The organism is Marinobacter sp. (assembly GCF_048266785.1).
Lineage (GTDB): Bacteria > Pseudomonadota > Gammaproteobacteria > Pseudomonadales > Oleiphilaceae > Marinobacter.
Genome location: NZ_JBLWYX010000002.1, coordinates 92,033 through 118,320, shown reverse-complemented (window position 1 = coordinate 118,320; position 26,288 = coordinate 92,033). Strand labels below are relative to the sequence as shown.

Annotated in this window: 32 protein-coding genes; 20 read left to right on the top strand and 12 right to left on the bottom strand. The window is 54.8% G+C overall.

The features are described from left to right. Nucleotides 1-4: 4 nt before the first annotated feature. From ACN0V1_RS04045 to ACN0V1_RS04015, 7 genes are all read left to right on the top strand, one after another. Complete coding sequence (locus tag ACN0V1_RS04045; RefSeq protein WP_417543769.1) at nt 5-148, top strand: DUF3096 domain-containing protein; 144 nt, start codon at nt 5-7, stop codon at nt 146-148. 166 nt (nt 149-314) lie between these two features. Continuing rightward, nucleotides 315-476 carry a hypothetical protein gene (locus tag ACN0V1_RS04040; RefSeq protein WP_417543768.1) on the top strand — a complete coding sequence of 54 codons (162 nt, stop codon included), beginning with the start codon at nt 315-317 and terminating at the stop codon, nt 474-476. 45 nt (nt 477-521) lie between these two features. Next, the gene (locus ACN0V1_RS04035; protein ID WP_291949951.1) at nt 522-791 is read left to right on the top strand and encodes a ComEA family DNA-binding protein; all 270 of its coding nucleotides are present in this window, start codon (nt 522-524) and stop codon (nt 789-791) included. A gap of 160 nt (nt 792-951) precedes the next feature. Beyond that, the gene (locus ACN0V1_RS04030; RefSeq protein WP_417543767.1) at nt 952-1,731 is read left to right on the top strand and encodes a (Fe-S)-binding protein; all 780 of its coding nucleotides are present in this window, start codon (nt 952-954) and stop codon (nt 1,729-1,731) included. Next, complete coding sequence (locus ACN0V1_RS04025; RefSeq protein ID WP_417543766.1) at nt 1,728-3,167, top strand: LutB/LldF family L-lactate oxidation iron-sulfur protein; 1,440 nt, start codon at nt 1,728-1,730, stop codon at nt 3,165-3,167. The genes ACN0V1_RS04030 and ACN0V1_RS04025 overlap by 4 nt, the downstream gene beginning before the upstream one ends. Next, on the top strand, nt 3,164-3,817 hold the full coding sequence (locus ACN0V1_RS04020) for a LutC/YkgG family protein (RefSeq protein WP_417543765.1): 654 nt from the start codon (nt 3,164-3,166) through the stop codon (nt 3,815-3,817). The genes ACN0V1_RS04025 and ACN0V1_RS04020 overlap by 4 nt, the downstream gene beginning before the upstream one ends. After that, the gene (locus ACN0V1_RS04015; protein ID WP_417543764.1) at nt 3,814-4,770 is read left to right on the top strand and encodes a DMT family transporter; all 957 of its coding nucleotides are present in this window, start codon (nt 3,814-3,816) and stop codon (nt 4,768-4,770) included. Before ACN0V1_RS04020 ends, ACN0V1_RS04015 begins: the two co-directional genes overlap by 4 nt. Here the strand turns inward: ACN0V1_RS04015 and gloA are convergent, their stop codons facing one another. Further along, a complete protein-coding gene (gene gloA / locus ACN0V1_RS04010; protein WP_417543763.1) occupies nt 4,771-5,319 on the bottom strand; it encodes a lactoylglutathione lyase in 549 nt (182 codons plus the stop codon). Nucleotides 5,320-5,518: 199 nt separating this feature from the next. Here gloA and ACN0V1_RS04005 point away from each other — a divergent pair, with 199 nt between their 5' ends. The 4 genes from ACN0V1_RS04005 (at nt 5,519) to ACN0V1_RS03990 (ending at nt 10,542) form a co-directional block, all read left to right on the top strand. Further along, a complete protein-coding gene (locus ACN0V1_RS04005; RefSeq protein ID WP_417543762.1) occupies nt 5,519-6,181 on the top strand; it encodes a GntR family transcriptional regulator in 663 nt (220 codons plus the stop codon). A gap of 124 nt (nt 6,182-6,305) precedes the next feature. After that, a complete protein-coding gene (locus tag ACN0V1_RS04000; RefSeq protein WP_417543761.1) occupies nt 6,306-7,364 on the top strand; it encodes a lysylphosphatidylglycerol synthase transmembrane domain-containing protein in 1,059 nt (352 codons plus the stop codon). Further along, nucleotides 7,361-9,598, top strand: a complete 2,238-nt coding sequence (locus ACN0V1_RS03995; RefSeq protein WP_417543760.1) for a glycosyltransferase — start codon at nt 7,361-7,363, stop codon at nt 9,596-9,598. Before ACN0V1_RS04000 ends, ACN0V1_RS03995 begins: the two co-directional genes overlap by 4 nt. Next, the gene (locus ACN0V1_RS03990) at nt 9,595-10,542 is read left to right on the top strand and encodes a YbgA family protein (RefSeq protein ID WP_417543759.1); all 948 of its coding nucleotides are present in this window, start codon (nt 9,595-9,597) and stop codon (nt 10,540-10,542) included. The genes ACN0V1_RS03995 and ACN0V1_RS03990 overlap by 4 nt, the downstream gene beginning before the upstream one ends. A gap of 16 nt (nt 10,543-10,558) precedes the next feature. On the opposite strand, the gene ACN0V1_RS03985 is transcribed toward ACN0V1_RS03990, so the two are convergent. The 3 genes from ACN0V1_RS03985 to ACN0V1_RS03975 all read right to left on the bottom strand — a co-directional run bounded on the left by ACN0V1_RS03985 (nt 10,559) and on the right by ACN0V1_RS03975 (nt 13,232). Beyond that, a complete protein-coding gene (locus ACN0V1_RS03985) occupies nt 10,559-11,308 on the bottom strand; it encodes a DUF481 domain-containing protein (RefSeq protein ID WP_417543758.1) in 750 nt (249 codons plus the stop codon). A 40-nt stretch (nt 11,309-11,348) separates the two neighbouring features. Further along, nucleotides 11,349-12,362: a rhodanese-related sulfurtransferase gene (locus tag ACN0V1_RS03980; RefSeq protein ID WP_417543757.1), complete on the bottom strand. Its 1,014-nt coding sequence runs from the start codon at nt 12,360-12,362 to the stop codon at nt 11,349-11,351. A gap of 138 nt (nt 12,363-12,500) precedes the next feature. Then, the gene (locus tag ACN0V1_RS03975) at nt 12,501-13,232 is read right to left on the bottom strand and encodes a DsbA family protein (RefSeq protein ID WP_417543756.1); all 732 of its coding nucleotides are present in this window, start codon (nt 13,230-13,232) and stop codon (nt 12,501-12,503) included. Nucleotides 13,233-13,360: 128 nt separating this feature from the next. On the opposite strand from ACN0V1_RS03975, the gene ACN0V1_RS03970 reads away from it, so the two are divergent. Continuing rightward, on the top strand, nt 13,361-14,326 hold the full coding sequence (locus ACN0V1_RS03970; protein ID WP_417543755.1) for an NAD(P)H-dependent flavin oxidoreductase: 966 nt from the start codon (nt 13,361-13,363) through the stop codon (nt 14,324-14,326). Here the strand turns inward: ACN0V1_RS03970 and ACN0V1_RS03965 are convergent. From ACN0V1_RS03965 to ACN0V1_RS03955, 3 genes are all read right to left on the bottom strand, one after another. Beyond that, nucleotides 14,256-14,561 carry a HAMP domain-containing protein gene (locus ACN0V1_RS03965; RefSeq protein WP_417544041.1) on the bottom strand — a complete coding sequence of 102 codons (306 nt, stop codon included), beginning with the start codon at nt 14,559-14,561 and terminating at the stop codon, nt 14,256-14,258. The genes ACN0V1_RS03970 and ACN0V1_RS03965 overlap by 71 nt on opposite strands. Nucleotides 14,562-14,927: 366 nt before the next feature. Beyond that, complete coding sequence (locus tag ACN0V1_RS03960) at nt 14,928-15,329, bottom strand: DUF6502 family protein (protein WP_417543754.1); 402 nt, start codon at nt 15,327-15,329, stop codon at nt 14,928-14,930. Then, a complete protein-coding gene (locus tag ACN0V1_RS03955; RefSeq protein ID WP_417543753.1) occupies nt 15,307-15,618 on the bottom strand; it encodes a hypothetical protein in 312 nt (103 codons plus the stop codon). The genes ACN0V1_RS03960 and ACN0V1_RS03955 overlap by 23 nt, the downstream gene beginning before the upstream one ends. A gap of 267 nt (nt 15,619-15,885) precedes the next feature. Between ACN0V1_RS03955 and ACN0V1_RS03950 the strand changes: the two genes are divergently transcribed. Beyond that, nucleotides 15,886-16,059 (top strand): DUF6435 family protein, encoded by a 174-nt coding sequence (locus ACN0V1_RS03950; protein WP_417543752.1) that lies wholly within the window; start codon nt 15,886-15,888, stop codon nt 16,057-16,059. 24 nt (nt 16,060-16,083) lie between these two features. Here ACN0V1_RS03950 and ACN0V1_RS03945 read toward each other — a convergent pair whose 3' ends face one another. Together ACN0V1_RS03945 and ACN0V1_RS03940 are read right to left on the bottom strand one after the other, a co-directional pair. Beyond that, nucleotides 16,084-16,428 (bottom strand): chaperone modulator CbpM, encoded by a 345-nt coding sequence (locus tag ACN0V1_RS03945; RefSeq protein WP_417543751.1) that lies wholly within the window; start codon nt 16,426-16,428, stop codon nt 16,084-16,086. Nucleotides 16,429-16,443: 15 nt separating this feature from the next. After that, nucleotides 16,444-17,406, bottom strand: a complete 963-nt coding sequence (locus ACN0V1_RS03940; RefSeq protein WP_417543750.1) for a DnaJ C-terminal domain-containing protein — start codon at nt 17,404-17,406, stop codon at nt 16,444-16,446. Between the two features lie 147 nt (nt 17,407-17,553). Between ACN0V1_RS03940 and ACN0V1_RS03935 the strand changes: the two genes are divergently transcribed. Both ACN0V1_RS03935 and ACN0V1_RS03930 read left to right on the top strand, forming a co-directional pair. After that, on the top strand, nt 17,554-18,063 hold the full coding sequence (locus ACN0V1_RS03935; protein WP_417543749.1) for an acyl-CoA thioesterase: 510 nt from the start codon (nt 17,554-17,556) through the stop codon (nt 18,061-18,063). Between the two features lie 87 nt (nt 18,064-18,150). Next, nucleotides 18,151-18,594 carry a YtoQ family protein gene (locus ACN0V1_RS03930; protein ID WP_144775306.1) on the top strand — a complete coding sequence of 148 codons (444 nt, stop codon included), beginning with the start codon at nt 18,151-18,153 and terminating at the stop codon, nt 18,592-18,594. A gap of 36 nt (nt 18,595-18,630) precedes the next feature. On the opposite strand, the gene ACN0V1_RS03925 is transcribed toward ACN0V1_RS03930, so the two are convergent. Together ACN0V1_RS03925 and ACN0V1_RS03920 are read right to left on the bottom strand one after the other, a co-directional pair. Next, nucleotides 18,631-19,062: a DUF3010 family protein gene (locus ACN0V1_RS03925; protein WP_417544040.1), complete on the bottom strand. Its 432-nt coding sequence runs from the start codon at nt 19,060-19,062 to the stop codon at nt 18,631-18,633. 20 nt (nt 19,063-19,082) lie between these two features. Then, the gene (locus tag ACN0V1_RS03920; protein WP_417543748.1) at nt 19,083-19,427 is read right to left on the bottom strand and encodes a PBPRA1643 family SWIM/SEC-C metal-binding motif protein; all 345 of its coding nucleotides are present in this window, start codon (nt 19,425-19,427) and stop codon (nt 19,083-19,085) included. Between the two features lie 428 nt (nt 19,428-19,855). On the opposite strand from ACN0V1_RS03920, the gene ACN0V1_RS03915 reads away from it, so the two are divergent. Further along, the gene (locus ACN0V1_RS03915) at nt 19,856-20,998 is read left to right on the top strand and encodes a cytochrome P450 (protein WP_417543747.1); all 1,143 of its coding nucleotides are present in this window, start codon (nt 19,856-19,858) and stop codon (nt 20,996-20,998) included. Here the strand turns inward: ACN0V1_RS03915 and ACN0V1_RS03910 are convergent. Continuing rightward, nucleotides 20,990-21,358: a hypothetical protein gene (locus ACN0V1_RS03910; protein ID WP_417543746.1), complete on the bottom strand. Its 369-nt coding sequence runs from the start codon at nt 21,356-21,358 to the stop codon at nt 20,990-20,992. The two genes, ACN0V1_RS03915 and ACN0V1_RS03910, sit on opposite strands and share 9 nt — an antisense overlap. A gap of 380 nt (nt 21,359-21,738) precedes the next feature. Between ACN0V1_RS03910 and ACN0V1_RS03905 the strand changes: the two genes are divergently transcribed. The 4 genes from ACN0V1_RS03905 (at nt 21,739) to ACN0V1_RS03890 (ending at nt 26,273) form a co-directional block, all read left to right on the top strand. Next, nucleotides 21,739-23,235: a M17 family metallopeptidase gene (locus tag ACN0V1_RS03905; protein ID WP_417543745.1), complete on the top strand. Its 1,497-nt coding sequence runs from the start codon at nt 21,739-21,741 to the stop codon at nt 23,233-23,235. A gap of 82 nt (nt 23,236-23,317) precedes the next feature. Next, on the top strand, nt 23,318-24,325 hold the full coding sequence (locus ACN0V1_RS03900; RefSeq protein ID WP_339782668.1) for an NAD(P)-dependent alcohol dehydrogenase: 1,008 nt from the start codon (nt 23,318-23,320) through the stop codon (nt 24,323-24,325). 57 nt (nt 24,326-24,382) lie between these two features. Further along, on the top strand, nt 24,383-25,003 hold the full coding sequence (locus ACN0V1_RS03895; protein WP_339782669.1) for a flavin reductase family protein: 621 nt from the start codon (nt 24,383-24,385) through the stop codon (nt 25,001-25,003). Between the two features lie 61 nt (nt 25,004-25,064). Next, the gene (locus ACN0V1_RS03890; protein ID WP_417543744.1) at nt 25,065-26,273 is read left to right on the top strand and encodes an MFS transporter; all 1,209 of its coding nucleotides are present in this window, start codon (nt 25,065-25,067) and stop codon (nt 26,271-26,273) included. Nucleotides 26,274-26,288 lie beyond the last annotated feature (15 nt).

Below are 26,288 nucleotides of genomic sequence, written 5' to 3'. Positions count from 1 at the left end.
AATTATGACACTTCAACTGGAACTCGCCCCGCTTATTAGCCTGGGTGCAGGCATTGCCATTCTGGTATTCCCGCGCCTGCTTAACTACATTGTCGCAGGCTATTTGATTACACTTGGTGTGTTGGGGTTACTGGGACACTCGCTGTAACGTATAGGATTCGCCGATAAGGTCCGAGCCTACGCTGCCTGTAGGAGATCTCTCACAAGTCAGCGAGTCAATCTCCGGTAGCCCACAAGTACACTCCCGCTAGAATTAACAGCGTCAGGGATGACAAGCCAGCAAGGAACGTTGGTTCAAGGATGAAGCGCTCAGGATGAGCAACAGCCTGAAGGAACAGGCGGGGGTCAGCCACGGAAAATCGGGGATCACATGGAATGTGGTCCTTGTCCGTGCACTGCACGTCACAGACAACCTGTTTTTCTTCGCATTTCGTCCTGAACCCGAAAACCTTGCTCCTGCTGTTCTTGCGCTCTGACTCATAACCATAACGACGCATTTGATCCTCAGGAGTCCTATTAACATGAAGCACTCATCTTTTTTTGCCACACTCGTACTGCTGTTCAGCCTTGCAACCGGATTTGCGTACGCAGATCAGTCCGCCATTAATATCAATAGTGCAGACGCAGCTACTCTCGCGAGCCTTGACGGTATTGGTGACAGCAAAGCCGAAGCGATTGTCGCTTACCGCGAAGCCAACGGACCCTTTGCGACAACACAGGACCTTTCCAATGTGAAAGGCATTGGAGTACGCACCGTTGAGAAAAACGCCGAGCGCTTAACGGTAAAATAAGTGGCCAGAGGACAACTTCCCTCTATCACAATCAGAGCGATGGCATCGGGCTACCGCTCTGCATTTTCATCCCCATGTCCCACGAAAGTATTCTGGTAACAACACTTCTGCCGCCCTATGATTACCGGACAAGAATTCTAACCGGCTCGAGTGGCATGCTATGGCTGATCCCATTAAGATTTACCCGCCCAAACCCTCCCATGTTTATTTTTACGCAACCTGTCTGATCGACATGTTCTACCCGGATGCGGGTATGGCTGGCATCCAGCTGCTTGAGCGTGAAGGCATTAAAGTCATCTTTCCCGAAGACCAGACATGCTGTGGCCAGCCGGCTTATACCTCCGGTTACCATGATGAAGCCCGGGCGGTTGCAAAGGCCCAGCTCAATCTGTTCCCGGAAGACTGGCCCATCGTCGTGCCCTCTGGTTCCTGCGGTGGAATGATGCGCAAGCACTACCCGAGTCTGTTCAAGAAGACCGATCAGGAGGCAAAGGCTACTGAAATTGCTGCCCGAACCTGGGAGCTGACGGATTTTCTTCTGAACGTGTGCCACATAAAGCTGGAAGATCTGGGCGAGCCAACCACGGTCGCCATGCATACCTCCTGCTCCGCACGCCGTGAGATGGGCGTAGCTGAGGTTGGCCCTCGATTGATAGGGCAACTGCAAAACGTAAACCTGGTTGAACAGATTCGCGCTGAGGAGTGCTGCGGGTTTGGGGGCACTTTCACCGTTCGTCACCCGGAAATTTCCGGAGCCATGGTCAGCGAAAAAGTGGATGCCCTTACCGATACCGGAGCCGGAGCCTTCGTGACAACAGACTGCGGCTGCATGATGAACATTGCCGGTTTCGCCGAGAAGAACAACAAACCCCTCGAAGGCCAGCACATCCTGAGTTTTCTCTGGGAACGCACAAGTCCGACCAATGGAGGTGGGTCATGAGTCAATCCACCGCAGAAGACCCGCACCACATCGACGTCAAGGAATTTCACTCCCGTGCCAGGGCGGCCATTGCGGATCCCAAGATACGCCAGAATTTCCGCAAAGCCATGGACGGGCTGATCAGAAAGCGCAAGGACGCTTTTGAAGGCTGGGATCTGGAAGCTCTGAGAGATCTGGGCGCCAATGTCCGCTTGCGGGCGCTGGCAAACCTGCCGGACTTGCTCGAGCAGCTTGAGACAACGCTCACCGCAAACGGCATCAAAGTGCATTGGGCAATTGATGGCGATGAGGCCTGCAGAATTGTCCGGAATATCTGTGTGGCCAGGAATGCCAAAACGGTGATCAAAGGCAAATCCATGGTGTCTGAGGAAATGGAGCTGAACCATTACCTTGAAGAACGGGGTATTGAAGCGCTGGAATCGGATCTTGGCGAATACATAGTCCAGCTTGCAGGAGAAACACCCTCTCACATCATCATGCCCGCGATTCACAAGAATACCGGTGAAATTTCCGAGCTGATGCATGAAAAAACCGGCACCGACCTTTCCAACGATGTGGAATACCTGACCGCCAGCGCCCGCCTTCAGTTACGTGAAAAGTTCATGAATGCGGATGTGGGTGTCACCGGCGTGAACTTCGCGGTTGCCGAAACCGGCACGCTTTGTCTGGTCGAGAACGAAGGCAACGGTCGCATGACCACCACGGTGCCACCCTGTCATATCGCCGTTACCGGCATAGAAAAAGTCGTAGGCAATCTGGAAGATGTAGTTCCTCTTCTGGCGCTATTGACCCGATCTGCCACCGGGCAACACATCACTACTTACTTCAACATGATTTCCAGTCCACGCAAGCCGGGAGAACTGGACGGCCCGGAAGAAGTCCATCTGGTGCTGGTTGATAACGGCCGCTCGTCCATCTATCAGGACGACGAACTGCTGGACACCCTGCGCTGCATCCGATGTGGCGCCTGCATGAACCATTGTCCGGTTTACACCCGCGTGGGTGGCCACACTTATGGCACTACGTACCCTGGCCCCATTGGCAAAATCCTGATGCCTCACCTTATCGGTCTGGATGAAGGCCGGCACCTGCCCACGGCTTCAAGTCTCTGCGGCGCCTGTGGCGAGGTGTGTCCGGTTAAAATTCCGATACCGGATCTGTTGGTGCGCCTGCGCCAGGAATCCGTGGACGGCGATAAGCTCAACCCCGCCAAAATTCGCGGCCACGGCGCGAAACGCGGCACAGTGGAAGCAATGATCTGGAAAGGCTGGAGCTGGATGCACGCACGCCCTGGCGTTTACCGGTTTGGAACAGCAATCGCCGCACGCCTGCGCAAGCTGCAACCAGGGCAGCTTGGTGGCTGGACAAAATACCGTACGGCACCAAAACTGGCGGCCAAAACACTCCACGAACGCATGAAGGAGCGTGGCCAATGAGCTCCCGAGATACGATTTTACAACGCCTGCGTAACCGCAGCGGTGGCGAACTGGTCATACCAGATTGCGACTTCTCGGTACTGCAGCGGCCATCTTCCTCAGTGGCTGAACGCATTGATCAGTTTGAGAAAACCATAGAATCGGTGCATGGAGAAGTGCACAGGTGCACGCGGGAATCCTGGATTGCGCGGCTTGCCGACATCCTCTCATGCCGCGGCGCCCGCAACCTACTGGTTCCAGCTGCACACCAAATCGGTCGTGCATTGCGTGATTCGGGGCGCGGTGATCTGCCGGAACTGCTGATCTATGACGAGCCGATCGGAAGCTGGCAACCGCACCTGTTCAACGAAGTGGATGCCAGCATCACCTCCACCCGCGGTGGCATAGCGGAAACAGGATCACTGATTCTGTGGCCAACACCAGATGAGCCTCGCCTTATGAGCCTTGTGCCTCCCATCCATATTGCAGTGCTGGAAGCCTCTGGACTCTACTCAACCTTCCACGAGGCGATGCAGGAGCAGAACTGGGCGTCTGGCATGCCGACAAACGCCCTGTTGGTATCCGGGCCATCCAAAACTGCCGACATTGAACAGACTCTGGCTTATGGTGTTCACGGCCCCAAAGAGTTGATCGTACTGGTTGTAGAATGATTCGAGGCGCCCTGCTAATCGCCCTGGCAGCCCTGCTCTGGGCGACCACGGGGATCGTTGCAAAATCTCTGTTTACCGGAACGGAGCTGCAAGCCATCACTTTGGCCTTTCTCAGGCTGGCCACTGCCTTGCCGTTTTTCTGGTTGCTGATGCGCCGGGAGCAACAGCAACTTCGAAACGCCGATGCCAATGCACCCGGCAGCTCGCTGCGGCAACTGAATTTGAGATCTCTTGTGCCGCTTGCGGCGCTTGGGCTCTTTCAGGCTATCTACCAGGGCAGCTATCTGCTTGCCGTGGATCTGACCGGTGCGGGCATAGCCACGCTGATTGCCTTGTGCCTGCCGCCTGTGCTGGTGGTGATACTGGCGGCTCCGTTGCTTGGAGAAAAGCCAGGGCTGGTGACCATTATAGCTCTGATTACTGCGGTTATCGGCACCACCATGCTGGTACTCAGCGATATGGGTACCAGCGGCACATTGCGCCTCGCGGGCATACTCATGGCACTCCTGGCAGCGCTGGTGTACACCGGCTTCACACTGACAAGCCGCTATAGCTCCACCGGTACATCCGTCTTTACCACCGCCTTCATCTGCTTTTTTACAGCGGCGCTTATTCTGCTGCCCGTGGTGGTGCTCAGTGGTGGCTTTGAGGGAATTCAAGAACTGGAGCTTCGGCATTGGCTGATGGTGGCCTTTATCGGCATCGTGCCCACCTGCATCGGCTACGTGAGCTTCTTTGCAGGCATGAAAACCACGCCAGCCACGCTTTCCAGCATTATTGTCACGCTGGAGCCGCTGTTTGTCGCTTTGCTTGCCTGGATCTTTCTGGAGGAGGTTCTGGGGCCGATTGGCATAGCGGGCGCACTGATACTCACCGCCGCGGTGATCGTAGCCTCACGTTATGGTGGAAAACCCGGTGTCGCCCCGAAGGACGACACACAAACATCAGCCTGATCAGCTGTTCTTGCGCTGTTTCTCCAGCATGTCCGGTTGCAGTATTTCAATCCAGTAACCGTCCGGATCCTTGATAAAAGCCAGGCCTTTCATCTTGCCGTCATCGGGCTTTTTGACGAATTCAACATCCAGGCTTTCGAATCGTTCGCAGGCATTGTAGACGTCCGGTACTGCGATTCCGATATGGCCGAAGCCCTGGGGCTCGTCGTTGCCGTTGTGGTAGGCAAGATCCTTGTCGTTTTCCGTGCCCCAGTTATGGGTCAACTCCAACATGGCCTCGCGCCCGAACGTGTAGGTGGTTCGGTAAGCGTCATCTACGGGCACATAGCCGGCTTGCCGGTCATCAAGGTAGCCCAGGAAATAGAGCGTAAACTTCATTTCCGGGAAGTCCAGTTTACGTACCAGACGCATTCCCATTACCCGGGTATAGAAGTCCATGGAACGCTCAGGGTCTTTGATGCGCAACATGGTCTGATTGAATACATAGCCTTCCGTTTCCGGAACCGGTTCTTCATGCAGGCCGGGGGCTTGTTCAAAGTGCTTGGGCATGGGAACTCCCTTTATCATCTTGAAAAGTTAAGGGTGTATATCTGCGTGCGTTTTAGCGGAATTTCAAGGGGTATGCGATCATCTGCAGGAGGCTCTCGGGCAAATCACGGGCTGTGATAAACTCGCGCCATACACTCTCCCGCCGAAGCGGAGCCGACTTTCGGATCGCCGGCCTTCAAGACCTGTTCAGAGAATCTTTATGGATTTCAAGGTGCCTAATACCCTGGCAGAGCAAATCGCCAATTACCTGGCAGAACGGATCATGACCGGGCAGATACAGCCTGGCAAGCGCATTCAGGAAGCCACGCTGGCCGGTGAACTCAAGGTCAGTAGGGCCTCTGTAAAAGAGGCGCTGTACACTCTTGAGCGCTGGCATCTGGTGGAAATTACTCCCCGCAAAGGCGCATCTGCCTCAAGGCTGGATGCCAATCATGCCTCGGAGCTGTACGACGTTTACATGCACCTTCTTCTGATGCTTGCGACAAGGCTCTGTGAACGCTGGCAGGAGAGCGACAGGGAGCGCATGCTGGCTGTGGCCGCAAGTGCTGTTGAGCAAATGAAGAAGCCGTCGGCCGATATCGCGGCGGTGGTGGAGGCCAGTTTTGAGGTGATGGAGGCTTGCTGTGAGCTGGTGGGCAACCCGTACCTCACGGAGGCGCTTTCAAACTTCAAGCCGGCGGTCAGCCGCACTTACTATCTGAGCGCCGAGCGTTATCGCCACGGGCTTACTCAGACAAGCCAGTTTTTCACTCGCCTTCCGCAGGCGGTTCTGGATCGGGATGTGGAAAAGGCCCAGGCTGTTATTCGGGAGTTTGCTGAGCATCAGAGGGTGATGATTCAGCGGGCCCTGTCTTCTACTTAGTCCGTGCCGGCAAGCCAGCGGGAACGCCAATTCAAACTCTGTGAATACTTCCACAGACACCACCATGTTGGTTTATGACCACGAGTGTCCTGTAAACTGCCCTTCTCATTTTGACGGGCAGCCCATGACTGACAAAACCGACACCAGTTACCAGCCACGAACCTCAGCACGACGCCTTATACTGTTCAGCCTGCTCTTTATTGTGCTTACTGCGGTAGGGCTTTATGCCGTGTACGATCAGTTCGCAGAGCGCAGTATCAGTTTTGATATCCAGCTGATTGCACCACAAGCCCTTGTGGCCGTTGCTGCTTTGCTGCTGGTGTATTTCATCTCTGACGGCCTGCGCTTGCATTTCACGCTGCGCGCCCTCGGGCACCGCTTGTCCTTTCCGACAATATTTCGTCTGGTTTTTATCAATTTGTTCTTTTCCAACGTCACCCCCATGGCCACCGGTGGTGGGTTCGCTCAGATCTGGTACCTGAATCGCCATGGGGTTCCCGTGGGCAGAGCCACGGCTGCGACGACGATCAGAACCGTGCTGGCCGTGTTTTTCATCTTCTCTCTCACGCCCGTTTTTCTGCTGACACTGGATGCGTTTGACAGCCAAACCATCACCGGCGATCTGGGCTTCGCACTGGCCATCTTCATTCTGCTGTATCTCGGTTTTTTCATTACCCTGCTGTTTCGCACACGCTGGCTCATCGGGCCGCTCAGTGGCCTGCTCAAAACGCTTAACCGCTGGCACTTCATAAGCGATACCCGCCATCAGCGATGGCAGTTCAAGGCACGGCGGGAGATGTTGCGGTTCTCGTACAGCTTTGGTGACTACCTTAGGGGCCGGCCGCTGTTCGTTGTCCTCTCAGTCCTTTTCACAGCCGTATTCCTGCTCAGCCTGTTCAGCTTCCCGGCCCTGCTGATTTACACCCTGGGTTACGATGTTGATTACCTGATGTCGCTGGGGCTGCTGGTGGTGACAACGTTTATTATGTATTTCTCGCCAACTCCCGGCGCATCCGGCATTTCCGAGGGTGTCTTCGGCAGCTTTTTCAGCGGTATCCTTTCAGGGAACCACCTGATTCTGGTTATTGTAAGCTGGCGCCTGATCACCATTTATCTCGGCATGATCATCGGCCTGGTCGTGCTGCAAAGAGAACTGATTAAAAGTCGCAGGAACCCCGGATGATTTTCCGAAACCCGCTAAAACTACTGTTCTATCTTTGCCTGCTGATCGTGATATTGCTGGTGGGCTACAAGGCCTACCTGAATTTTTTCATGGAAGACTTCGCGGGCGTTCATACCGAGCAGGTTGAGCAGATTCATCGTGACCTGTCCGCTACTGAACCCTTCAGCTTTGCCGTCGTTGGCAACATCAACAACTCGGTCGGTATTTTTGAAGAGCGCATTATTCCGGAGCTCAATGCCTCGGATATGGACTTCCTGATATCGGCCGGCAATGCCGTCAGCAGTGGTGGCGAAGACAAATACCGCGCCCTGTACGGAACCCTCAGCCATCTGGACATGCCGTATCTGCTTACATTTGGCGCCCACGAATATGAGGACTTTGGCAGCTTCCGTTTTTATGACCATTTCGGGCCGCACTTCTACAGCATTCAAGCCGGCAGCAGTCGGCTGATTTTTCTGGACAGCACCGGGAAAACACCTTGGCAGTGGCAGATCCGCTGGCTGGATGACTTGCTTAGTCAGGACACTTCAAAAGCCAGAATTCTGTTTATCGGCCACCCTCCTCTTGAGCCGGTAGAAGATGCACTTTTCGACGAGCCGGAGGATTATCTTGCCCCATCCGAATTCCGGAGTGCACTGCTGGATACTGTTAAAAAGCACAAGATAGACCTGGTGTTCTCTTCCAATCTCTCGCTGTACTCCGAGAAGCAAGTCGATGAAACGCTCTTCATTACCACCGGTGGTGCAGGTGGGTTGATACTGAATGACGACACCAGCTTCTATCATTACGTGCGAGTGAACATCAGCCCTGAAGGCGAAGTCAGCCACACGCTTCAACAGGTCGAAGTCGGCCAACACCCGGTTCTGAAACGACTCGAAAGCCTGTGGTTCTTCGTCTATTCACTGTTCTATACCGGCTATCTCAATTTCATTCTGATTGTGGCCATCTTCGCAGCGATCACCATCAAGCTCTACGCCACTATCTTTGTCGGCAAGGACTACTACCCGGACTACGATCTTGACCCTACGCCATGGCTGGAGAAACCGTTACGAGTGGCCATGTTCACCAACAACTATCTGCCGTTTATAGGTGGTGTACCCATTTCCATTGCCCGGCTGAGGCGAGGACTGGAACAACTTGGCGACAAGCTGATGGTTGTGGCACCGCGCTACAAGGATCAACCGGAGGTTGAAGAACACGTACTCCGGGTTCCTTCTCTGTTCACCATGGGCGAGAAGCGCGAATTCCGCCTGGCCAACATCTTTCTTGGCCGAATCCGAAAACAGGTTCGGGCTTTTCATCCGGACATCGTTCACCTGCACCACCCGTTCTGGCTGGGCTCGCTCGGACTGTTCATGGCACGCAGGCTCAAGGTGCCCGCGATTTACACCTACCACACCAGGCTGGAGCATTACGCCCACTTTGTGCCGCTGCCGGGCCTGATTTTCCGTAATCTCATCTCCCATGCGCTGATCAAACGCTTTGCCAACAAATGCGATGGCGTTATCGTGCCGACCTACTCAACCGAGGAGTACCTCCGGATGATCGGCGTGAAAACACCCACCTTCGTGCAACCCACAGGGATTGAGTACAAGCGTTTTCAAAGGGTAACGGACGACGAAGTTGCAGAGCTTCGCAAGACTCTGAAGCTGAACGATGAGGTGGTTTTCATCAGCGTGTCGCGGCTGTCGAACGAGAAAAATATTGATTTCATGATCGAAGCGATCAGCGCATTACGCCAGCGCACGAACAAACCCTTTCACGTCCTGGTGATCGGTGACGGCCACCAGAAAGATCGCCTTCAAAACAAGATTCAGGAACTCGACCTTGAAACCTGCATCACTCTGGCTGGCGCGGTACCGCCAGATGACATGGCTGTCTGGTATCGCCTGGGCGACGCCTTTCTGTTTGCTTCCAAATCCGAAACCCAGGGCATGGTTATTCTGGAAGCCATGGCAGCAGGCCTGCCTGTGGTCGCCGTGCGCTCCAGTGGTATCGACGACGTGATACGCCACGGTTTTAATGGTTTCAAAACTCCGGAAAGGCAGGATCAGTGGTGCGCAAAGGTAAAGCACTTGCTGGAAGATGATGACCTGAGGAATACGCTTTCCGCACAGGCTCTGGCATTCGCCAAAGACTTTTCAGTGGAACAGTTTGCCAGTGATGTTCGCGAGATTTACGCTACTACTCTGGCACTCAACGATAAAAAGCTAAGAAAACGGAGAGAAGCGTGAACGGCATTCCTGTGGGAATCAGCACTTGTCTGCTGGGCAAAGAAGTTCGTCACGACGGCGGCCATAAACATTCCCGTTATTGCACGCAGGTGTTATCACAGCACTTTGATTTCCAACCCATTTGCCCGGAACTGGAAGCCGGCTTGGGCGTACCCCGACCGGCCATTCATTTGCGGGAACATCCAGACGGTATGCGCCTGACAGAAGCCAAAGGCACTGCCGACCACACGGGCGCCATGCAGGAGTTCACAAGCCGGATTTTGCCTGAGCTGGCCCACCTGCGCGGTTACATACTGATGGCTAAATCCCCAAGCTGCGGCATGGAGCGCATCAAGGTTCACAACCCGGAAGGCCAGGTGGTTCGGCGTGACGGGCAAGGAATGTTTGCCGAGGCGCTGATGCGGGCTTACCCGTTACTGCCGGTTGAAGAGGAAGGCCGGCTGAACGATGACGCACTCCGGGAGAATTTTATTGAGCGGGTGTTTGCCTATGAGGACTGGATGCAAAATGTTGCTGGCGCGAACCTCTCTGCAAAAGCACTGATCGAGTTTCACACCCGTCACAAGTTCCAGTTACTGGCGCACTCCGAGAAAATCTACCGACAGCTTGGCCCAATGCTGGGTGATCTCAAAGCGGATGCCCTTGAAACCATTGCGAGCCGCTACATTCAGGCGTTTACGGATGCGATGACTCAAAAGGTAAGCCGTGGCTCACACATGAATGTGATGCAACACCTGATGGGTTATCTGCGGGATGCCATGGGGAACGAGGATCGCAAGGTTCTGGTAGAGCAGATTGAAGCTTATGGCCGAGGCGAGGTGCCGCTGGTTGTACCTATGACGTTACTGAGAATGGCACAACGCAGGGAGCCGGTGGATTACCTGCGCCTGCAACAGTACCTGAGCCCCTATCCGGACGAGTTGGGGCTCAGGAACAAGGTCTGAGGCCGTGCGTGAGGGCTCAGAAACCGTATAGCAGTGTGATCGACGTCTCCGTATCCTTAGAGTTTTTGCCCGCCGGCGCGTCGGATACGTGCTTCACTCGGTAGGCCGCTTTCATGGAAAGGCTGCCAACAATATTGGCCTTGATCGCGGTCTCTGACTGGCTGATAGCATTGTTGTCATCCAACCCGATTTCCGTACTCAATTTCTGCTGAAACAGCGCGTTCTCGGAAAGCGCGTAGTTGAGCTGGGCCGCCAGGCGCCCGATCGGCTCCTTTTCAACGTCTTCACCGTCGGAATTCACAACTTCCAGCTTGTTATAGCGATAACCGGCACCGACCGACAGATCAAGGAATGAGCGCTCGCCACGTTGCCAGACACGGTTGCCGTAACCGGTGGTGGCTGTAGATTCAAAATCGTAGCCGGAGAAACGATCTTTCTCGTAGGTGCCGCGCAGAAACCAGTACTGGCTTTCATCAAACTTGTAATTGGTTTCAAGAGCCGCTTTGTACTTCTCAGCTGTGGTTTGGTCCTCGCCCGTCGTGTCATCTTGAGCTTCAGAGTAGTTCGAGCTGAAATCTGCAATATTGCGCCAGTCGACTACCTCATGAATCAGCCCAAGGCGCCCGTTTATATTGGTTTCTTCAGTGTTGCCGGAGGTCATGAGCACACCTAGCTCTGCCTCGCCTTCCCAGTCTTTCGCACCTTGGCCGTAAGCCAGTGGTGCAGCTGAAATAGCAATAATGGCCACTGTTTTCTTAAAACTCATGAACACTCCTTGATAACGGGGTCAGGCCGATTGATTCTGGTTACCGGGCGGTATTTCTGGCTTCACCTTCCAGGCTTTTCTCCGCCTGGCGTTCACGTTCTGATTTTTTGCGTGCCTTGCGTTCAGCAATAAAGCGGGCGGCGTCACCGCCTACATGCGTTTCACCACGGGCATCCGCCAAACGAATCTGGCGCTCTCGCTCTGCAAAACGCGCTTTCTGTTCTTCGCTCAGCGAATCAATGCACCGGTGACAACTCACACCCTGCCGATACTCGGGAAACTGCTTCTCAGCCTCGGTAATCGGGCGGCGGCAAGCATGGCACTGGTCGTAACCGCCGCGCTCCAGACGATGATTGACCGTAACCCGGTCGTCAAATACAAAACATTCACCTTTCCAGAGGCTTTGCTCTTCCGGCACCTCTTCCAGGTATTTCAGAATGCCGCCCTTGAGGTGATAAACCTCCTCAAATCCCTGCTCTTTCAGGTACGCCGTGGACTTTTCGCAACGAATACCGCCGGTACAGAACATGGCAACTTTTTTATGTTTTGCCGGGTCGAGGTTCTGCTTCACATAGTCCGGAAACTCGCGAAAGGTGTCTGTAGAGGGGTTTACGGCATGTTCAAAGGTACCTATTTCCACTTCGTACTGGTTGCGAGTATCAACAAGAAGGACGTCCGGATCGGAGATCAGGTTGTTCCACTCTCCGGGTTCCACGTACGTGCCCACGATGCGCTTCGGATCAATGCCGTCAACGCCCATGGTGACGATTTCCTTCTTGAGCTTCACCTTGGTGCGCTTGAACGGCTGGGTATCTACGAACGATTCCTTGTAATCAATACCGTTAAAGCGCTCATCGGCGGCCAGCCAGGCCTGAACCACGTCAATGCCGCGGCGACTTCCGGCAACGGTGCCATTTATGCCTTCCCGGGCCAGCAACAGAGTGCCGTGCACACCGTTGGCCAGCATAATATCCAGCAATGGCTGGCGAAGGGCTTTGTAATCATTCAGAACAGCGAACTTGTATAGCGCGCAGACAACAACGGTGTTGCTCATGGGGTTCTCCTGCGGGCCGGATCGTAAATCCGGAGCATGGGTTTGTTTATCTGGAAGGTTTAAGCCAGAGAGGGCGCAGATTTTAACCCACTCTGGCTTATGTTCAAGCCCTGACAGATCCGGGCCTGAATCCGTTACTTATTTGCTGGCGCTGGAGAGTTCCCTCTCCACAAGCGCTGAAAGCTGACCCCAACCCGGGCGGGTAAGGCGAATGTTGTCCACCAATACGGTTGGCGTGCTGGTCACTTGCAACTGCATGGCAACGCGACGGCTTGCTTCAACGGCTTCGCGGTGCAGCTCAGTTGTCATGCAACGGCGCAAACGGCGCTCGTCCAGACCCAAATCATTGCCGTAACGCGCGAAGGTTGCCACCGGGTCATTCGAACCACTCCATTCTGTCTGCGAATCGTAAAGGCGTTCGTGCATTTCCCAGTACGCCCCCTGGTCGCCGGCACAACGAGCGGCTTGGGCAGCGGGAAAGGCATTCTGGTGCTGGCGCAACGGCAGGTCGAAATACACAAACCGAACCTTTCCTGCCTCAACATACTCCTGTTTCAGGCGCTTGCTGGCTTCAGAAAATGCTCCGCAAGCCGGGCACTGATAATCCGCAAACTCGCGTACAACAACCTGAGCATTATCAGCACCCACAGAAACGCCGTACTGATCCAGTTGCGCTGGAAAGGCTTCCGCATTGGGCGCGGCAACCGGCAGCTCATCCGAGGTCGGTTTGGGCGCTGCGGTAAGGAATACAACACCCAGAACAATTGCGGCCAGAACCAGCACTGTTACTCCGATTGCCAGAGGCTTTCGGGAATTGGCTTTCCGCGGTGCCGGCGCTCCGGTTTGTTCGCGACGTTTTTTTTCACCCATTACTTACTCCTTGTTGTTTTCCAGACGTAGCCCGATATTTGTTAGCAGGCGAACATTCACACAATCGTTCAGGCAGGCTAAGATCCTTTATATCCTACAAAAGTTCCAATACAAATTAAGGAGATCTCATGTCACGTGCCGCTTTTCGCATGGATTCGCTCAGACTGCCCCTCGTCGCAGCCCCGATGTTCCTGATTTCTGGCCCGGAGCTGGCGCTTGCATGCTGTCGGGAGGGCATCGTCGGCAGCTTTCCAGCGTTGAATCAGCGCACGAGCGAAGGTTTTGAAGAGTGGCTGGTTCAGATGAGTGAAGGTCTCGGGAAGCTCAAGGAAGAGAACCCGGAAGCCAGCATTGCGCCCTATGCCGTCAACCTGATTGTGCACCACTCCAATCCACGCTGGCAGGCCGATCTGGAACTCTGCGCAAAGCATCAGGTGCCCATCGTCATCACCTCGCTGGGTGCTGCCAGCCAGGTGGTAGAAACCGTGCACAGTTATGGTGGCGTAGTGTTCCACGATGTGACCAACCAGAAGCATGCCCGCAAAGCAGCCGAGGCTGGTGTGGACGGCGTTATTGCAGTCGCCGCCGGCGCCGGCGGCCATGCGGGTACCATCAACCCCATTGTTCTGGTCCATGAAATCCGTGAAGTGTTCGACGGCACCATTTTGCTGGCCGGCGGGCTTTCCCATGGCGAAGACATTCTGGCAGCACAGGCCCTGGGGGCAGACCTTGCCTACATGGGAACACGCTTCATCAACACCACAGAATCCCAGGCAGAGGATGCTTATCGCACTATGATTATTGAATCTGTATCCAGCGACATCATCCACACCCCTGCCGTTTCTGGCATCCCTGCAAGCTTCATGCGCCAAAGCCTTGAGGCCGCAGGCTTTCAGATGGACAAGCTAAACCAGTCCGGCGAGATCAATTACGGTGAAAAGCTCAAGCCGATTGATGATGAGGCCAAAGCCTGGAAAACCGTGTGGTCCGCTGGGCAAGGCGTGAGCCAGATTACCGATGTGCTCAGCGTTGAAGCTCTGGTCTCAAGACTGAAGCAAGAGTACCAGGCGGCCCGTACACGGCTTTGCAGCTAAACTGGCGAAACAAGCCTCGTCTCTTGACGTCGGACACCAGTTCCTGAATGCGTGCGATAAACTGGTTAACACTCCGGGCCATTTTCGTGAGCTCATCGTTGCCCTTCATATTCACTCGACGAGTCAGGTCGGCTTCACCGTCCGCGATGCTGCGAATTGCGGAGTTCAGGCGTAAAACCCGAGGCAATACGCTGCCTCCGAGTACCGCGGCCACCAGAACCAGAAGAATAACCATGGAGCTCACAGCCACGAGTGTGAGGCTCGACGACAAGCCCGCGGCGCCTATCAAACGCTCAACCTGATCTGATATGAGCCACTGACTGATCACAACCTGTGCCAGGCCCGCAACAACCAGAACAATAAAACTGGCCGAAACAGCCTGATGGAGAGCAGATTTTTCAGAAACCGAGAGGCCATAAAAACTCCCTCATTCGTTTATTCCGGCACCCGGAACGTTCGTTTTTTATTCATTGAAATGCCTAGAAACACAGTTGTAGCAAAACACGGCAGAAAGTGGGTTTTCTTTATGTAGGGTTTTGTAGCAGGTCTTCAAAAAGATGCAAAAGGGGTTGCCCCGGCTGCTTTGCCGGGGATGTTCGTATCAGATTTCGTCGTTGTGTCGCCGGCCCGCACTTCGTCCCGGGCTGTGCTTTTTCCGCCTCACCTTGGGCGATGATTCAAATTCTGGAACATCATGCACATAGGTGCTCCGCCGGAGCAGAACATGGCCACTCTCAAGTTGCTCGACCACGCCTTTGCGCAACAACTCGTTGAGAATTACAGAGGGGGCATAACCCGGATTAACAGATTGCACGAGTTGGCTGAAGGAGGGCTCACTTTGATTATTCACTGCCAGCAAAACCGGGTGTTGATTCTCATCAAGAAACGCCAAGGCACTGATCCAGTGGCTCACGACTTCACGACCGGGGCCAGACAATATGGTGCTTGCAAGTTCGGTTGGTTCCCAGCGAATAATGAACTCAGGCTGGATACTGAAACTCATGATGTCTTCTCTCTCTTGGAACCGGGCGGGGTACTTCCGTAAAAGGTGCTTCTTCAAAGTAGAAGACACTGACTCCGGTTCGAAACGATTCCTGCGATGCGCCATCAGCCTGGTCGCCAGACACATCGCGAACTTGTGGCCCCAGCCAGGACGCCATGACCTCCGGAGGAATACTGTTGTAAGTCAGCGTGCGCCGGAACAACGGCTGTCGACCGCCTTCGCCACAGACCAGATTGTAATCAACTGTGGTTATGATATCAGATACGTCCTCACCGAAGTTTTGGAGCATTTCTTTACTGTCCCCTGCGGGCACACAGGCTCTTTTGGCCAACTCGGAAAACTCTCCAAAAGGAATGCCGTTACGCAAAAGCAACCTCGCAAGAGGTCGCAGAATGCGAAACAGGCCCTGATGGAGTGGGTTGGTCAACGGGTTATTGATGTTTGGGATTGTATTCCCATATATCTGAATTATCCGGAGTAATACCTGTTTAATTTATGAACTTTCAGACAGACTCAACGTAAAGTTATGAACACAAACGCGAAATGAGACAAAAAAATGCTGGGATTTTTGAAGGGTGACCCGAAGAAAAAGCTGCAGAAAGCGTACGAAGAAAAACTGGCAAAAGCGCTGCATGCGCAGCGCAACGGCGACTTACGGAGCCACGGAACCCTGATGGAAGAGGCTGAAAAGATTTACGCCGAAATCAAGGCACTCGACGAAAATCCGTAAAGCGAGGGTTACCAACCAGACGTACTATTCTCCCGTCAATTGCTGTAGCTGTCGGCTAAGGCGATCCACCTCCCGGCGCATGTCCTGAACTTCATCGAGAAGCTCCAGGGACATGGCAAGGCCCGGCAGGTTCATCTTCAGATCCCGCTGCAAACGTCTTGCCTTGTGCAGCCGGGCCAGCGCTGCCAAATCAAACAGCCATTGGCGCGCTTCAACTGTCGGCTCTACGGGCGCAATAATGCCGTAGCTCACCAGCTTGATTACAAACTCGGCGTGGCACTCACTTCGCTCGCACACTTCGTGAAGGGTGAAGGTGCTGCCATCAGAGTCCATCACTTCAACGGTCAGAATACTGTTGTTATCACTCATCCTTTACTCTCCCCTTCACAGATGGAGTTTGCTGCGTGGGTTGAAGGCTTTCTCCGCCTCGGAAAGCTGCTTATAGAGCTTTTCTGCCTCCGCAGAATGTTGCTCCGGTATGGCTATCTGCAGGATAACAATCTGATCGCCCGGATGCTTGCCCGGCAGCCCCTTGCCTTTAAGGCGAAGTTTGCGACCCGATGAGGTGCCTTTGGGTACTTTTACATTTACCTTTGAGCCCACGGTCGGCACAGTGATTGTCGCGCCCAATGCGGCCTCCCAAGGTGCCACTGGAACGGTAACCACAACATCCCGACCTTCTACACTGAACAGTGGATGCGGCGCCAATTCAACTTCAATCAGCAAATCGCCTGGCGCACCTCCGCCAATACCGGGAGAACCCTGGCCCTTCAGGCGCAGATGCTGCCCCTCGCGCATACCGGCAGGAATTTTCACCTTCAGGGTTTTCTGGCGCACAACGATGCGACCCTGTTCATCCGCCTCATGCACTGCAAAAGAAACCTGTTTTTCGGTTCCGTGAAACACTTCTTCCAGGAACAGCGGCAACCGCGCTCGAACATCCTCGCCGCGCATGCGCACGTTCTGACGAAAGCCGCCACCCGCGCCGCGACCAGAACCTTGCCCCCCACCAAACATTTGCTCAAAAAAATCACTGAACTGGCGGGAATCTGCATCGGTGTATCCACCGCCGCCAAATCCGGATTCACTGTGCCAGCCCGGAGGTGGCTGGAAGGAGCCATCGGCCTGCGCGCCGTATTTACGCAGCTGGTCGTACTCGCCACGCTTCTCCGGATCCTTCAGTACTTCGTATGCCTCGCCAAGATCCTTGAATTTCTCGTCGGCATTACCTTCCTTACTGACATCTGGATGATACTTCCGTGCCAGCTTTCGGTAGGATTTTTTGATTTCCTCGGGGGAGGCAGACTCGCTCACACCAAGCACGGCGTAATAGTCTTTGAAGTCCATTGAACTCCTCGCTTTTGGTCAAAGATTGTTCTCTGGGTCTATATAATTGGCGCAAACGGCAGGAATGCAAGCTCTGCCCGATGCTTTCATAGATGTAGTACCCTCATCAGCAACCTTAGCTTAAAACCAACACAGAGAAAGGATGCCATGCCTGAAAAGCCGTCCAAATCCGTATCCGCATCGGCCATTGAGAAGCACGTATACAAAGTCTTCCCCAATGACATGAACGCTCACGACACCGTGTTCGGCGGCATGATCATGGCAAAATGCGATCGCCTGGCCCTGGTAGTAGCCGAGCGCCACTCCGCTCATGTTTGCGTGACCGCTGCGGTGGATTCCATTCACTTCCGCGCGCCGGCAAAAGGTAACGACACTCTGCTGTTCAGTTTATCGCTGAACCGCAGTTGGGGTTCGTCTATGGAAATTGGCGCCCGCGTAGTTGCGGAAAACAGTTATACCGGCGAGACCCGCCATATCCTCTCTGCCTTTTTCACATTTGTAGCCCTGGACGAGAACGACAAGCCCACAGATGTTCCCGCAGTCGTTCCGGAAGACCGCAGACAGAAACGTCGTTTTGACAACGCAGAAATTCGCCGTGAGGGGCGACTCAAAACACGGGCACAGCTGGCGAAAGTGACCGAGAACGATAAGGATTAACCGGCCTTAGATTCTGTAAAGCGGTGAGCTATGTTAGGGTCTCGCTGATCCAATCCTCCCCTGTCCATCTTATTTTAGGAGAACTCCATGATCTGGACTGTGTATCTCTCTGGCGAAATCCACACTGACTGGCGTGAGCAGATTCAGGCTGGGGCAGAAGCTGCCGGGTTGCCGGTGGAATTCACCGCGCCTGTGACCAACCACGAAGCCAGCGATGCAGCGGGCGACATGCTGGGTAAGCCGGAAGTGGCATTCTGGCGTGATCACCAGTCATCCAAGGTGAACGGTATCCGCACCAAGACCCTGCTTGAGCAATGCGATCTGGCGGTGATTCGCTTTGGTGACAAATACAAGCAATGGAACGCAGCCTTTGATGCAGGGTTCTGTGCCGCTATGGGCACACCTTATGTCACGCTGCACAACGACGACATTATCCACCCACTGAAGGAAGTCGATGCATCCGCCATGGCGTGGGCGCAGACTCCCGAGCAGGTGGTTGAGATTCTGAAGTACGTTACGACGGCGCAGTAAACGCCCGAAGCATCTGGCGAACAGCCAAACCAATGGCTATTTCGCCAGATGCCCCACGTAAGCTGCAATGAACGCAGTCTCCTGAAACACCTTCAGGCCGGTCTCCGCAAACGGCACAGGCAGTGGATTAGAAGCGAGTGTCGATTTGATGGTCGCAGGTGAAAGCAAAGAAACCTCTACATCCGCCGCCGACATCAACTGAATAGCCGCCTCCAGCTTGAAGCTGATCGCACCACCGGCAAACTTGCCTTTGGGCATGCGTTCTTTGATCGCAACCTTCTTAACGCCGTTTTCCATCACAAACTCTGCAAACGACACCTGAAACTGCTGCAGGTCTTCACGCGTGTGATTTTTCTTCAGCGTAATTTTACGAATCTTGCTTTCCGGCAGGCTGAACTGCCCCGTGTCCTTGTTCAGAAGACACACCACGGCATCACTGCCACTCAGCTCAACACCACAAATAAGCATGGGCATTCCTTTTCTGTGGATCAGGCACAGCACTTCTTGAATTTCAGACCACTGCCGCAGCTGCATGGGTCGTTTCTTGAAGGCGTTTTGGCCTGAGTAATGGTTCCGCCCTTATTCAGAATAGCGGTAAGTTCAGCAACAGACTCGACAGCGCCCTCTCGTGTATCGAGTGTGATATCCGCATGCAATTGAGCCTCTGCCACCAGCGCCTCAAGCTCTTGCTGGCGGGCTTCACTGGTCACCACAAGCTTCAAGGGGTGTTTTTTGCTACCACTTTTTTGACTGGCGTTGGTCTGGAAGCCGCCATAGGCCGTGTGATGCTGGCGTGCATCCTGCCGGCCTTTGAAGAAAAACTTGTCTGACATGCTCAAATTCCGGGAAAAAAAGAGCCCTCACAATAACACTGCCTATGGTCTCGAGGCGATCAGCAAAAACACTGGGTAATCGCCGGCTTCCCTCTCGATTATGCTTGCAGACACCACTTCCACGTTTTCAAAGCCTGCGTTATCGACTCGGTCGGGGTTCTATTCGTAGATGTGGGCCTTGTGGGCGAAAAAGTCTTTGCTCATGGGTGCCTCAGCAGTTTTATGTTTTCAGCCCCCTTTATACCCGTTTACGCGGGTTGCGTTCCATACCGGTACGGCCATAGCCGAATTCATTGAAAGCGATCAGTTTACCCGCCATCTGTGGCGAGTAATGCAAATTCTGGACGGTCTTGTTCTTTCGCATTTTTGATTTGATCAATTGCAGTTATGCTGAGCAAGCAACCTATTTTGAAGGCAAAGGAGTCAACATGACAGACCACATGCCGGATGACCTGTCCGCAGCCGGCCGTGACTTGAGGGCTTACACCGATGAGCTGCGCCCGAAACATCCTGTCGTGCGAAATACCAAAGGGGAATGGGTGCTGCTCCGGCACGCTGACGTTCTTGCCGCAGCGCAGGATCACGAGCGATTCTCGAGCCAGGTCTCTCGCCACCTGCACGTGCCTAACGGTCTCGATGGCGAAGAGCATACCCGTTTCCGGGAAGTAATCGAACGACATCTCAGCCCCGACGCGCTGGAGCCGTTTATACCCGTCTTCAAGCAAGTCTCTGCTCAGTTGGTGGCGGAGCTGCCAAAAGGCGTGGTGCTGGACGCGGTAAACGACATCGGCGCTGTGTTTGCGGTGCGTGCCCAGTGCGCATGGCTGGGCTGGCCAAGCGAACTGGAACCGCAGCTGTTGGCCTGGATGAAACAGAACCACGTCGCCACACGCTCCGGTGACCCCGCCCGGACAGCGGAGGTAGCCGCACAGTTCGATGAGATCATCCATTCGGTTATACAGCCGCGACGGGCAGCCGGCGACAAGGCGCCCGACGATCTGACCACAAGACTGTGCCGGGAGACAGTGAATGGCCGCCAACTCTCGGAGCCCGAGGTGGTTTCCATACTGCGCAACTGGACCGGCGGCGACCTGGGATCCATCGCGTTATGTGTTGGCGTACTTATTGCCCACATAGCTCAGCAGCCGGGGCTTGTGGAGCAACTGAGAGCAGCCCCTGATAATGAGGTGGAAGCGATCATTGATGAAGTGCTGCGCATGGACAACCCGTTTGTTTCCAACCGACGCGTCACCACCTGCCCCGTTCAAATTGCTGGCCGGGATATTCCGACTGGTGCACGTATCAAACTGAACTGGACCTCCGCAAACCGCGACGAGAGCGTCTTCGGTAACAACGGCTTCGATCCTGAGCGAAATGCAGCAAACAACCTCGTTTACGGAACGGGAAAACATGTTTGCCCAGGCAGACTGCTGGCCACATGGGAGTTGCGAATCGCGCTACAGACCTTGCTGGCCTCGGTACAAACCATTGAACTTGTGCCGGGCCAACCGCCAGAGCGAGAAGTGGCACCAGTGGGTGGGTATCATCGGGTGCCCGTGGTGCTAACCTAGCGCGTTCGGCACAAGGCAGTTGATCAAGGTAATCGAAACATCCCGAAAAACAGCATCCGAGGCCACAACGCTCGGAAAGCGGTCGTATACTCCACGCCGGCAGGTTGAAGTGCGCGCTTCTGCGCTCTTGACGCAATTCGCATGGGCCTCGGCATCCGCTGCCTGGCCGGTAGCTTGTTCACAAAGCGAGGGAACCTGCGTAATCACCCAGTCCACGGTTGTACTGAGTTTTACGGGATTTGCCTTAAGGTTGGTAAACCGGCTCGCATCCACCGCCTGCGGCTGTTCACGGGTTTGATCCCAGAGCACGAACAGCAGTGCGGCTGAAACCAGAGTGACAGTGACTATGGGAAATTTCATTCGAGTTTTTGACACCCTATTTCACCGCCGGGTCAGATTCAAAAAATCCATAGATAAACCTCGTTATCGAACTGGATAAGGTGACTAGCGCAAAATCCATTCCTATCCTATCACTAAGTGGTTATCAACTATGTAACGCAAGGCGCTCTGTCACAGCTACTGAGCCCACCTATGGGCGATGGCTGATGGGCACTGCGTAAGGCCCAAGCCAACCACGAGAAAGGTCCTCATCATCGCAGTGATATGGGCCGTGATGCTGGCGAATCCCATATGTTCATCGCTGCAAACAATCCAGGCTAAGAACCGAAAGATGTCATTGCCCAGGCTCAAAACAGCTATTCTTAGCCGAGAGCTAATTAAAACCTTTTGGAGCACACCCGATGATAAAACCTGAACTCCCGAAATTTCCAAAGCTAAAACTGGATGTTGGCCAGCGCATACCGGCCTCTTGGGATTTCGACATCGGCGTGGGCCTTATACTTTTGGTGCCTGAAGCAGAACGTAACGCCCTGGCCAAGTCCCCATGGGCTGACTTCCTTAAGCTTCGTCTTGCCGATTTCCCGGCGACTTCCAACCCGATAGTAATTTCAGGCCCCAAAGGAACTCGCACTGTCGTTGCCTTTGTGCAGGATGATATTAGCGGTTTCAAGGCTCTGAGCCAGGCGCGCAAACTGATTGCACCCCTGTTGGCTGAGCGCACCCGGAAGATCAATGTAATATCGCTCCTTCACAAGGCACAGGCGGCCTGCATTATGGCCGAAGCCCTGGTATCGGCAGCCTTTTCAGCACTGTTCCAACTGCCGAAAATTTCCGGCGAAACTCCTGATAAGCCACCCCTGGCAGCTATGAACTTCTTTGGCGAGTTCGATGCGGCTGACTTTCGCTACGCCAAGGCCACTGCCGAAGGCAATAACCTGGCCCGCTGGCTGACCCACCTGCCGGGGAATTATCTGACACCCGGGGTCTATCGCGATTTCGCCGAAGCACTGGCGGCTGTTGAAGGATGGGAAGTCGAGTTTTACGACCTGGACCGGTTGGAACAACTCGAAGCTGGCGCTTTTTTATCCGTAGTTGAGGCCAGCCCCATTCGTGACGCCGGCATACTGCGGCTGAGTTATCGGCCTAAGGGTTCCGCAGAACAACCGCTCGCCCTGGTCGGCAAAGGCATATGCTTCGATACAGGCGGCAGCAATCTCAAGGTGAGCGGCAGCATGCTGGGCATGCACGGCGACATGCAAGGCAGCGCCGTGGCGCTTGGGACTGTGCTCGCCCTCACGCGCCTCAAATTTTCTCACCCCGTGGACTGCTGGCTGGCTTTGGCGGAAAACCACATAGGCCCAAAGGCGGTCAAGTGCAATGACGTTATTACCGCGCTGAATGGCACCACCATTGAGTTGATCAACACCGATGCCGAAGGTCGCATGGTGCTGGCCGACACTCTTGCCCTGGCCTGCCGCGAAAAGCCAAGAGCCATCCTCGATTATGCCACCCTGACCGGTGCCGTAATCTCGGCTTTGGGCCAGCGTATGGCCGGCGCAATCACCAACCGACGACAGTGGGTTGAACCCATTATCCAGGCTGGAGAGCATTGTGGAGAGCGGATCTGGCCCTTCCCCTACGAAGACGATTATGACGAAGATCTGAAGTCTGATGTTGCTGATACACTCCAATGTCGTACAGCAGGAGCAGGCGATCACATCTATGCGGCGCGTTTTCTAGGAAAGTTCGTGGATAAGGACGTTGACTGGGTTCATGTGGACATGGCCTCATCCGGCACCCATAAGGGCGGGCTCGCGCATATCCCCACCGATCTCCAGGGCTTCGGAGTGCGCTTTGGCGTCGAATGGCTAAGCCGCATTGCGCAGGAGTCTCGGTAAACCCACAGGTCAGCTTGCCGTACAACAACGTATTCTGTATGGAAATTCCATACAGAAGCTGAGAAAACTGGAGGCCATTGAAATGAAGCGCATTACTCTTTCCAAACCGGGCGGACTGGACCAACTGCACCTGGATGACGGCCCGCCGCCAGGCGAACCGGGACCAGGCGAGATGCGCGTGCGTATTCATGCCTGCTCCCTTAACTTCCACGACTACGCGGTAGTTGCCGGAGCAATCCCGACTGAAAACAACCGCATCCCCATGGCCGATGGCGCTGGTGTTGTGGAAGCCATCGGTCACGGTGTCACCGAATTCAGGGTTGGTGATCGCGTAGTGTCGACCTTCTTTCCCCAATGGCTGAATGGGCCCGCGCCCATTGACAATTTCACTACCACTCCCGGCGACGGACAGGATGGTTACGCACGTGAGCAGGTGATCCGCCCGACAAACTGGTTTACCCACGCGCCAAAGGGCTACAGCCACGCCGAAGCCGCCACACTCACCACCGCCGGCCTGACCGCCTGGCGTGCATTGGTCATCAACGGAGGCCTGAAAGCCGGCGATACCGTCCTGACCCTGGGTACCGGCGGCGTGTCCATCTTTGCCCTGCAATTTGCAAAAATGATGGGCGCACAAGTGATTTCCACTTCGTCCTCGGACCAGAAGCTGGAACGGCTCAGAGAGCTGGGTGCAGACCACACCATCAACTACAAAACGACACCGGCTTGGGGCGAGAAGGTCCAGAAACTGACCAATAGGCAGGGAGTCGACCATGTCATCGAGGTTGGTGGCCCCGGCACACTGCCGGAATCCATTGATGCCGTGCGCATTGGTGGTCACATCTCGCTGATAGGCGTTCTTACCGGTCGGGCTGGCGATGTGCCAACCGCAAAACTGATGGCCAAACAGGCCCGCCTGCAGGGCCTGATTGTAGGCAGCCGGGCTCACCAGCAAGAGATGATCCGGGCGATCGAAGCCAACAACATGCACCCGGTCCTTGATCGGCCCTTTGCACTGGAAGATATCGCTGATGCCTTCCGGCACGAGGAATCCGGCAAGCACTTCGGCAAAATCTACCTGGAGTTCTAACCCGGGCCAACTTGTAAAACCGGCTTAATTCCTTTGCAGCCCCCTAAAGAGCGCTTTATGCCAGAAGATATCCATTTTTACGAACCCGCCAATGGCCACGGGCTGGCCCATGACCCGTTCAACGCCCTGGTGGCGCCACGCCCGATTGGGTGGATATCATCCAGAAGCCGTGACGGTGTGCTTAACCTGGCACCTTACAGCTTCTTCAATGCCTTCAACTACCATCCTCCCATCGTCGGATTCTCCAGCATTGGCTACAAGGATTCCGTCCGTAATGCCGAAGAAACCGGTGAGTTCTGCTGGAACCTGGTGACGCGCTCACTCAGTGGGGCCATGAACCAAACCTGCGCCGCGGTAGGGCCGGAAGTTGATGAATTTGCCCTCTCTGGCCTGACGCCAAAGCCCTCCCGGGTTATCTCTGTGCCGCACGTAGCGGAAAGCCCGGTAACCTTGGAATGCCGGGTTACCCAGGTACTCCAGCTTGCGGGCGTCGATGGCAAGAAAGTCGATACCTGGATGGTGTTTGGTGAGGTGGTCGGTGTGCATATCGCGCAACACCTGCTTAAAGATGGAATCTACGATACTGCTGCGGCAGAACCGGTAATGCGAGGCGGCGGACCAGCCGACTACTTTACAGTGGACGGGTCACAAAAATTTCAGATGTATCGACCCGGTTAGATCCAGGTAAACCAGAGACAGAGACGGGCAAAGTAATCCAGGAGACCTTTACCAGACCATCATGCAAGCATCAACTACCCACACAGACCCTCGCAGTTTATCAACATTTCTGGTTTTTCTCGGCGCTGCCTTCGCATTCAGCGTCGTGATGATCGGCACCACCATGCCGACTCCGCTCTACCCCATTTATCAGGAAGCGTTCGGGTTTTCCCAGTTGATGATTACCATTATCTTCGCGGCGTACGCTTTCGGTGTGATTGCCGCACTGGTGATCACCGGGCGCTGGTCCGATCAGTTGGGTCGCCGGCCGTTGTTGTTTGCTGGCCTCGCGTGTTCGATCATCAGCGACCTGGTATTATGGCAAGCCGACGGGCTGGCAATGATTCTTGCAGGCCGTGTACTGTCCGGGCTCTCCGCAGGTATTTTTACCGGCACCGCGACCGTCGCCGTGCTGGAACTGGCGCCACCACACTGGCGTGAGCGGGCCACGTTTTTTGCCACTGCCGCGAATATGGGCGGACTGGGCCTTGGCCCTATGCTTGCGGGCGCACTTTCACAACACCTACCCTCTCCACTGGAATTGACCTACCTGATACACATCGCGCTCGCCCTACTGGCACTCATCTGCATCTGGCGGGCCCCGGAAACAGTAAAAAGACCGACACGCCCGAAACTATCACTTCAGCGCCTGAATGTGCCCATGGAAGTGCGCGGTGTGTTTGTACCTGCCGCCATCGCGGGCTTTGCTGGTTTTGCGGTTTGTGGTTTCTTCACCTCGATTGCGCCGGCGATGATGGGCAATGTGTTGGGTTATGACAACCGTCTGCTGGTCGGAGTTGTCGCGGGCAGTATCTTTATTGCCTCAACACTCGGCCAGTTCCTGCAGGATAAGCTGCCGCTGCGCCTGCGTTTACCAATCGGGTGCGCCACCCTCGTTGCCGGCGTGACGCCCGTAGCGCTCGGCATCCATTCTCAGTCGCTCACCCTGTTCATGGTCGGTGCGGTCATCGCTGGCATGGGCCAAGGTATCGCATTTCGAGCCGGCATGGGCGCTATAAACGCGGCAAGCCCGCCGGCGGAGCGCGCCGCGGTAACCTCCACCTTTTTTATTATCGCCTACATTGCCATATCAGTGCCGGTGATTGGCATCGGCTTGATGGCGAGTCTGCTCAGCCTTAAGGCAACCGGTATTATCTTCTCCGTCTTTGTTGGCTTTTTGGCGGCCCTGGCATTGCTGATTCTCTTATGGCGTGATCACCGTACAAACTGATGGGTAATATCCGGG